Origin of the sequence: Bartonella sp. CL63NXGY (assembly GCF_042194905.1) — a bacterium.
Taxonomy (GTDB): Bacteria; Pseudomonadota; Alphaproteobacteria; order Rhizobiales; family Rhizobiaceae; genus Bartonella.
Genome location: NZ_JBHINK010000027.1, coordinates 1 through 9120, shown reverse-complemented (window position 1 = coordinate 9120; position 9120 = coordinate 1). Strand labels below are relative to the sequence as shown.

At 38.7% G+C, this 9120-nt stretch carries 5 protein-coding genes and 1 pseudogene; 2 read left to right on the top strand and 4 right to left on the bottom strand.

Features of this window, described 5'->3' with window-relative positions; all coding sequences use genetic code 11:
• The 4 genes from ACFIK0_RS08600 to ACFIK0_RS08585 form a co-directional block, all read right to left on the bottom strand.
• Nucleotides 1–176 (bottom strand): phage tail protein (locus ACFIK0_RS08600; protein ID WP_375663827.1); only part of this gene is annotated, 176 nt, incomplete at its 3' end.
• Nucleotides 173–649: a phage tail protein gene (locus ACFIK0_RS08595; protein WP_375663826.1), complete on the bottom strand. Its 477-nt coding sequence runs from the start codon at nt 647–649 to the stop codon at nt 173–175. The genes ACFIK0_RS08595 and ACFIK0_RS08600, both read right to left, overlap by 4 nt.
• 13 nt (nt 650–662) lie before the next feature.
• Nucleotides 663–1037, bottom strand: a complete 375-nt coding sequence (locus ACFIK0_RS08590; protein ID WP_375628571.1) for a hypothetical protein — start codon at nt 1035–1037, stop codon at nt 663–665.
• 754 nt (nt 1038–1791) lie between these two features.
• Entirely contained in the window at nt 1792–2922 is a 1131-nt protein-coding gene (locus tag ACFIK0_RS08585) for a metallophosphoesterase (RefSeq protein WP_375663825.1), read from the bottom strand.
• A 775-nt stretch (nt 2923–3697) separates the two neighbouring features.
• Here ACFIK0_RS08585 and ACFIK0_RS09975 point away from each other — a divergent pair.
• Both ACFIK0_RS09975 and ACFIK0_RS09970 read left to right on the top strand, forming a co-directional pair.
• Nucleotides 3698–6055, top strand: a pseudogene (locus ACFIK0_RS09975) (beta strand repeat-containing protein); the annotation flags it as partial.
• 618 nt (nt 6056–6673) lie between these two features.
• A partial coding sequence (locus ACFIK0_RS09970; RefSeq protein ID WP_404977325.1) for an autotransporter outer membrane beta-barrel domain-containing protein occupies nt 6674–9120 on the top strand: 2447 nt, incomplete at its 3' end.

Here is a 9120-nt window from a genome sequence, read left to right as displayed (position 1 = left end):
AAAAACACACCATATTTGGCAATCTCTGGATTAGCTTCCAGTGTGGCTTCTAAATAACCGTTTAGTGCCCCAACTTGGATGCGGTCTCCTAACACAGCCATGGCATAGTGAAAGCAAAGGAGATCGAGGCTCATATCCTCTAGCTCTACAATAACGCGCTTTTTGGGTATCTTCATGGGGTAGGTTCCTCTTGGTAATACCCCATTTGATATTGTCCCTCTTGGTATTGTCCTTGTGGTTTTCCGCCATTAAAAAAGGGCAAGAGCGTAATGGAATAGCGGATGCGTTGGGATTGACCAGAAAGACTGATATAGTCGTGGTCTTTATTGATCGTGGTGATTACTACGGGTCCATGGAGAAGGACACTATAGGTGGTATCATTAATCCAACGAAGCATCTGGACAGGCTTGGCTCTTCGAATAGTTGTAGTGATGGCATCAATGGCTACACGGTCACCAAATTCTTCTGGAAACCAAACTCCATGAATGGTTTTTGCATCATTGCCATAGCCGGTAAATTGCAAACTGGGGGACCTGCCAAAACGCTCCATACAAACCCATGAGGCAGAAAACTCTTCTTCAAAGGATTGGAAATTCAGCCAGTCCACATAAAATTGATGCGGTCCTAACATCATCAAAGGATCTCTCATAGGCTCCCTCCCCTCATTCTGTCCCGCCATGCAGCGCATTAGCGCGTGCCCGTTGCAAAGCATGGGCAACCGCACGACCAGTGGCCATGGGTTCACGCGCCCCATTAACATGCACTGTGACATTTTGATTGTGTGTGATGGGGGAACGGTCTTTGTCTCTTTGCTCTCTCGCAGATGAATTTACAGGAGAAGCCCCCGCAAATTGCACGATGGGTTGGATGGCTGTTTTACCCCCCAAAAAACTTGGCAAAAACTCTCTTACATCAATGGAACCAATCCACCCCTTAATGCGGCTAGGCAAAGATTTACAATAATCCATCAATTGTGAGATAGACGACATAAAGCCATCGACAATCGAATTAGCCAGATCTTCGCCCGCTTGTTCCATACCAGCCTTGGCAGCATCCGAGAGCTTTTCGCGGGCAAAAAAACTCTTTCTAAACTGAAACTTCTTAAAATCCCCTTTTTACACCTCTCTCAAAGCAAAGATAAAACTGCCAAGACACGTGAGAGTCATCTAAGGATAATTGCATGAGACCATAACAGCTATAAACAGACTCCAATATTTGTATCATATTATTGTAACGATTTACTTACGTATAAAAGAAGAAGATAAAATTGTAATACAACTAAAAGTTCATACGATTAATCAAGAGAAATTATACAGCATCACAAAACATCAATTGTTTGAAGATTATAAGTAAAAAATTGATCAAAATAAAAAGCTTTTCTTATGAAAAAGAAAAGTGTTGCCCATGAGTAGATATTATAAGCTCTAATAAAGGGCATAACTTAATAATTATACCGCAACAAATTAATAAAAACAGCCTTCTTGATGATTCTGGACAACAAGTGCTAGCAAATTATGAACACACCCTTGACAAACTCCCCTTTCTTCAAAGATGAAAGCCTAAAAAGAAAAAATAGAATAACAAACCATTATTCTGCTTTGTATTAAAGCTCAGTTCACATTAAACCATTGCACTTATAGCGTATAACCTGAAATCTTAGCAGCTTTGAAAAAAATATGTCTGATTTTTCACTCTATTTCTAAGTAACATTTAGACACTCCTACTGCTCTTCAAGTCCGCACATATAATACGTTTTTTCCCTCATGCTTTAAGACAAAGAAACAAATCCTATTATAACTTACTGCAACTTGCCGAAAATTGAGTGTCTTTCCCTATAACACCAAGATCTTTAATTAAAAGCGGTTTTCCTATTTCTCCATTATAGGCTTTAACGTGAATGGTCTTGCCTTTCACATCTAAGAGGTAATAATCTCCATTAAAAAGCGCACCAGCTGTATATATAGGGATATTTCCAAAAACCTTATCATTTTTCGCACGGCAATAAGACTGATAATGCGTGTGACCCACGAAGATTGCTTTAACATTATGAGAGGTAATAATTGACTTAAAGACCGACAAATCTTTAGCATTCTTTTTACGAATAAAAAAGGATTCACCATCAATGGAAGCAGCACGCGCATCATGAAAATTAATGATTGTCACTTTACCTCTTGCATCAGCAGCAGCTAAATCGTTCCTAAGCCAATCTAAAGATTTATTGATTTGCACTTCTGTAGACTGCCCCTTCAAACCAACCGTATAGCTTGGATAATTGTGAAGCTGCACATAGTGAACATCTCCATAATCCCAAGAATAACTCAAACTCCCCCTTATCGAGCGAATATTTCCACCCGAAATGGGAACCAAACTTTCAGTAACATCTGCATTGAAATGCGCTAATTGACTACGGTATTTTTTGATTTCCGATACCATTCTTGAAACTGCACTTATAGCACAAGCATCTTTGTAAAAACTGAATTCTTGAGGATTTGTACAATTACCAACATTATTGGCATAATCGTGATTCCCTAGCCCCTCATAGACAGGTGCTCCAAGAGTTTTATAAACATTTTCATAATCATCATAGTTTTTTTGTTGTCCAAACTCCGTCAGATCACCATTGACAATATGGAATGCAGCCTTGTGCGCTTTTATCACACCAGCAACCTGCTCATTTATCTTTAACCATGGCTCTCTGTTTGATATTCCATTGGCATCACCAGAGTTTAAACGCCACGGTTGCGGATCAGCCATAATGATAGCAGTATAATTTTTTGTAAGAGACTTTTCTTTCATAGACCAATCCATGAATGCATCATGATGAAGCCTCTTGTCTCTTTTTATTTTTTCAGAATCAAGATTAAAACAACCAGAGAGAGTAAAAGCAATCACGGTGATTACCAATTCAACTTTATATCTCATAAACCTATCACCATAAAAACGTTACATATTTTTTATATTAAAAAATTCCTCAGAGACAATTTTTTTAGATTTTATTGTCAAAAATATGTCAAAAATTCGAAATAACGAAAGCAATGATCCTTCAATGAAGGTGCACTTTGATGATATAAAAGCACTGTTGATTTCAAGCCTTCAACTTCAAGAACTTTAATTGATTAAGATTTATAAGCTTGGGCTCTGGCTCTTTCAAATGTCATCGATACATCAACAGCTTATAAAAACTTAGTCGTATACTATTAAAATATCCCCAACAGGAGAAAAAATATATTCTTATACTAGAGTGCCCAACTCCTTTGGATATCAAGATCAATTATATTATAATATTATGATAAATAAGGTATAAATAATCAAAAGTGCCAGCAACAGTGTTATAGTATTACCGTCATCATTCACTTTGATAAGCTATAAAAATGCAGCAATACTACATAAAATACTATTATTACTTTATAAAAAATAATATAAATTATGTAAAGTATAATAATAATAGTTATAATTTCTATAATGTAGATTTACAATAAATTTAATTATATAATATAAATCATTACAAGCACATTGTGTGTTAAATATAAATTCATACAAATTTAATATTATTTATTTTTTAATTTTGACAAAAAATCAAAAATGTCTTACCAAATAAAGAAAATTATCGAAATTAATAACAACTATCCATTTTCACTTCTTCTTATGAAGTTTGCGGGGAAATGAATATTTGGGGGCTCTCATAAGGAGAATACTGGTGTATAAAACATCCCTTTTATCATGCACGGCTGCGGCTGCTATCATCCTATTCAACATCCAGTTCACTGCACATGCTGAAACTCTTGGCGTTGCCAACGAAGAAAAAGATATATCCGGAAAAACGTACGAGACTATTTATGTAAAAGACAAAGGAAAAATCACCGGCAGTACTGTAACTGTAACTGGAAATGAAAACACAAATACAGACACAGGTAGCGATAAATATGTTGTAACAGTTGAAGGTGCTACCAGTGCGCTTGAATTAAATGGCTTAAATATTCAAGGCACTGATTCTGATGTTCGTTTCGGTATTTCTGTAAAAGACGGCGCTAACATCAACCTGACAGGGGGGAACATTACAGCTTCTCAAACTGGCGTTTATATTGATGGTAGTAAGAATAGTAGAAATATACTGCAAAATGTAGTGATATCAGATAATAAAAATGAAGCATCATCACTCCTTGGAATAGAAATAAACAACGAAAGTTTTATCACTTTAGAAAATGTAACAGTTAAGCAAGCAGAAACTGGTATACTTGCGGATGTCGTTTCTCAAGTTATAGTATCCGGAGGATCATTCGAGGGTAAAATGGATGGCGTATATGCTATGGGCGGCACCACCATTACTGTAGATGGCGATGCTAACATTACCTCATCTAATGGTAACGGACTCCATGCCGATGATGAAAATACCACCATAAAAATGACTGGAGGAAGCGTAACTGGAAAAGACGCAGCATTGTATACAAACGACGGTGGTCATATTAAAGTCACGGGTGGTACTCTAACAGCAAAGGGAGATACCACAAGTGCACCTACTACAGAAGGGGATAATCCTGCATCTAATAAGGGTACTAAAATTGAGAGTGGATTCGGCGCCTTGTCTCAAGGTGAAAACAGTGTGATTGAATTGTCTGATACAAAGATCAAAGATGCTACAATCGGGTTGAAAACACAAGAAAGTGGCGCAATCGCAATGACTGGGGGAAGCATTACAGCGTCCAAAGTTGGTGCATTCTTTTTGGATAGCAAAAGCAAAGAAAACGAACTGAAAGATGTAGTGACATCAAGTGGGAAAGATGATGCGCCACTAATCAATGGAATCAAGGCAACTAACAGTAATGTCACTTTAAATAATGTAACAGTGACGCAAGCACAAACTGCCATAGATGCATATGATTCCACAGTAAAAGTTTTAGGAGGATCATTTGATGCAGAAAAAGCAGCAATATTTGCTCAAAATGGCGGCAACATCACTTTAACTGGCGGTGCAAAAATTACATCATATAATGATGCTGGACTCTATGCGGAAGGCTCAAAGTCCATAATCGAAATGACAGGAGGGAGCATCACAGCGAAAGAGGAAGCAGTAACGACAACATACGGTGGCCATATTACTGTTACAGATGTCACCCTAAAAACAAATGGTGATGGATTTGGTGTAGCTTCTGATGACCTTGGTAGCATGATTGAATTACTTGGAAAGACAACGATTAGTGATAGTGCAGTCGGGCTTCAAGCACAAAACGGTGGTGTAATCAAGATGACTGGGGGAACCATTACAGCTTCCAAAGCTGGTGCTGGATTCTTAAACAGTAACAGCCGTGAAAACAAACTAGAAAATGTGACAATATCGAGTGGTAAAGACGATGCGCCACTGAACTTTGGAATAAAAGCAGATAAAGGTACCGTCACTTTAAAAGATGTAACAGTGATTCAAGCAGCCGCCGGTATACTTGCAGATCATGATTCGACAATAACAATCTCGGGAGGATTATTTGATGCAAAAGGTGCAACAATATCTGCTCAAAACGGCAGCGCTATCACTTTAACCAACAATGCAAACATTACATCATCTGATAACATTGGACTCTATGCAAAAGGTTCAAACTCCTCCATCACAATGATAGAAGGAAACGTCACGGGAAAAGGGAATGCTTTGACTGCTGAAGATGGTGGCCATATTACTGTTACAGATGTTACCCTAAAAATAAATGATAGCGATAAGTCATCTGGTGTATTTTCTAATGGCGCAAATAGTGTAATTGAATTGCTTGGAAAGACAACAATTAGTGATAGTGCAATCGGGCTTGTAGTACAAAATGATGGCGCAATCAAGATGATTGGGGGAACCATTACAGCTTCTGCAGCTGGTGCTGGATTCTTAAACAGTAACAGTCGTGAAAACAAACTAGAAAATGTGACAATATCGAGTGGTAAAGACGATGCACCACTGAACTTTGGAATAAAAGCAGATAAAAGTACCGCCACTTTAAAAGATGTAACAGTGACTCAAGCAGCAGCCGGTATATTTGCAGATCATGATTCGACAATAACAATCTCGGGAGGATCATTTCATGCACAAAATACAACAATATCTGCTCAAAACGGCAGCGCCATCACTTTAACCAACAATGCAAACATTACATCATCTGATAACATTGGACTCTATGCAAATAGTTCAAACTCCACCATCAGCATGACGGGAGGAACCGTCACGGGGAAAGGTAATGCATTGGTTGCTGAAAATGGTGGACATATTACTGTTGCAGATGTAACCCTAAAAACAAATGATAGTGATAAGTCATCTGGTGTATTTTCTAATGGCAAAGGCAGTGTAGTTGAATTGCTTGAAGGGGCAACGATTAGTGATAGTGAAATTGGACTTACAACAAACGATGGTGGCGCAATAAAAATGACTGGAGGAACCATTAAAACTTCTCTAGTTGGTGCTGTCTTCTCAAGCAGCAGCAATGAAAACAGACTAGAAGGTGTGACGATATCAAGTGGTAAAGACGATGCGCCACTGAACTTGGGAGTAATAGCAGACCAAAACAGTACCGTCACTTTAAAAGATGTAACCGTCATGCAAGCAACCAATGCCTTAGTTGCAGATGATCACTCGACAATAACAGCCTCAGGAGGATCATTTCATGCACAAAATACAACAATATCTGCTCAAAACGGCAGCGCCATCACTTTAACCAACAATGCAAACATTACATCATCTGATAACATTGGACTCTATGCAAATAGTTCAAACTCCACCATCAGCATGACGGGAGGAACCGTCACGGGGAAAGGTAATGCATTGGTTGCTGAAAATGGTGGACATATTACGGTCACAAATGTGTCTCTAAATGTTACAGATGTATCTCTAGATGACGAAGATATATCGTCTGGTGTATTTTCTAATGGCGAAGGCAGTGTAGTTGAATTGCTTGAAGGAACAACGATTAGTAATAGTGAAATTGGACTTACAACAAACGATGGTGGCGCAATAAACATGACTGGAGGAACCATTAAAACTTCTCTAGTTGGTGCCGGCTTCTTAAACAGTAACAGCGGTGAAAACAAGCTAGAAGGTGTGAAGATATCGAATAGTAAAGACGATGCGCTACTAAACTTTGGAATAAAAGCAGACAAAAGTACCGTTGTTTTAAATAATGTAGAAGTGACTCAGGCAGCCGCCAGTATAGTTGCAAATGATCACTCAACAATAACGGTCTCAGGAGGATCATTTAGTGGACGTGATGTAGGAGGAAGCGCCGAAGCCAGCAGTACGATTATCTTAAAAAACAATGCTAACATTACATCATCTGATGGCGGAGGACTCCTTGCAGACGGTTCAGGATCTAAGATCATAATGATGGGAGGATCCGTAGCCGCGAACGAAACAGCGTTATTCGCAATCAACGGAGGGCATATTGATGCCACAGATGTTGCTCTAAAAACAGAGGGAAAAGGAAACGGTGCATTTGTAAGTGGCAATGACAGCACAATTCAATTGCATGGTGATACAATAATTAACAATACTTTGGGCGGCCTTGGAGCAGTTGACGGTGGTAAAATCACCAGCAAAGATTTAACAATAATCGGTGGTGAAGCACTTGAAGGCTCCGACAACGAACGCACTGGTATATGGACATCGGACTCTGGTAGTGAAGTTAGGTTAATGGGCAAAACAACCATTCAAAATGTTGATGAAGGGTTTTATGCAGACGGTGGAAGTAAAATCATTAGCGGAGATTTAACAATAACTGGTGGTGAAAGTAAACAACAAACCGTTGCTGTAAACGTTGCGGAACTTGGTAGTGCAATCGAATTAAATGGTAAAACAATCATTCAAAACTTTGATTTTGGTCTCACCGCAGCAAATAATAGCACAATTAAGATGACGAATGGTTATATTGGAGCAGCAGAGAATACAATAAAAAATAAAATAGAAGCAAAAAAAGTTGCACTATGGGCGGCAGCTAATGGACATATTGATGTCGTGAATACTTCTATGATAGCAGGAGTTGCTGGTTTGCAATTTATAGCTCTCTCTAATCCTGATCTAAATAAGACAGATGATATAGAAAAACATCATAGCAATGAAATCAATTTAACCAATGCAGATGTTCACGCTGAAAATGGCACAGGAATTTTCATTGGAGCTTTCACTAAAAATAACATTGAAAATAGTGCCGATCTGTCAATTGGTACAGTTAATCTCACAAATTCAGAAATCCATGCCGACGTGTTATTAGGGGACGGTCTCTTTACGAAAGAAAAAAGCTTTTGGGAAGAGGAAGATATTACCGAGATCTCCAACGGCACCTTCACATTAAGCGCTGATCATTCAAATTTAGAAGGCAGAGCGAATATTGCTAAAGATAGAACTGTACGTTTTGATCTGAAAAATAACACAACATGGATGTTAAAAAACAGCAAAAACGAAAAAGATGCTGATGGCAATCTGCTTGATATCGCTCAAAGATCTCGTTCTGATATTTCCACGCTTAATCTCAACAACAGTTCTATTATCTTTAATGGACCAACAGAAGATCATTATCACACATTGCATATAGGTTCTGGTCAACCAGACACGCAAGAAGTCTACAACGCCTCTGGTGACGCAAAGATTTACTTCAACATTGCTTGGAGTGATGGCGTAAAAAGTGCCGATCAAAAAACCGATAGACTTCTGATCCACGGTGATGTCTCAGGCTCCACAACAGTTTATATCAAAAGCGATTCAGGAGATGAAAGTAGTGTAGTCAATGCTGCTGATCCTTCCAATATAGGTGGCCTCTCGCTCATTCAAGTATCTGGAAAAGCACAAGAAGACTCTTTCAAACTCAAGAATGGCTATACCACAAGAAATCGTTTGCCTTATAAATATACGCTAACGGCCTATGGACCAGAGTCAAGCCACGGTACAGCCGATGTTGCACAAAGCCTCTTTGATGAGAAGAATGAAAATTTCTGGGATTTCCGCTTACATAAAGAAATTCTTGAAACGGATTCTGGTTCTGGTCCAAGTGTGATCGTCCCTGTAGCACAAACGGCCAGTTACTTAGTCATGCCAAATGCTCTCTTCTATAGTGGATTAACCGATATGGCTAAACAAAACGCACTCTTAGCCAATATCAGAAC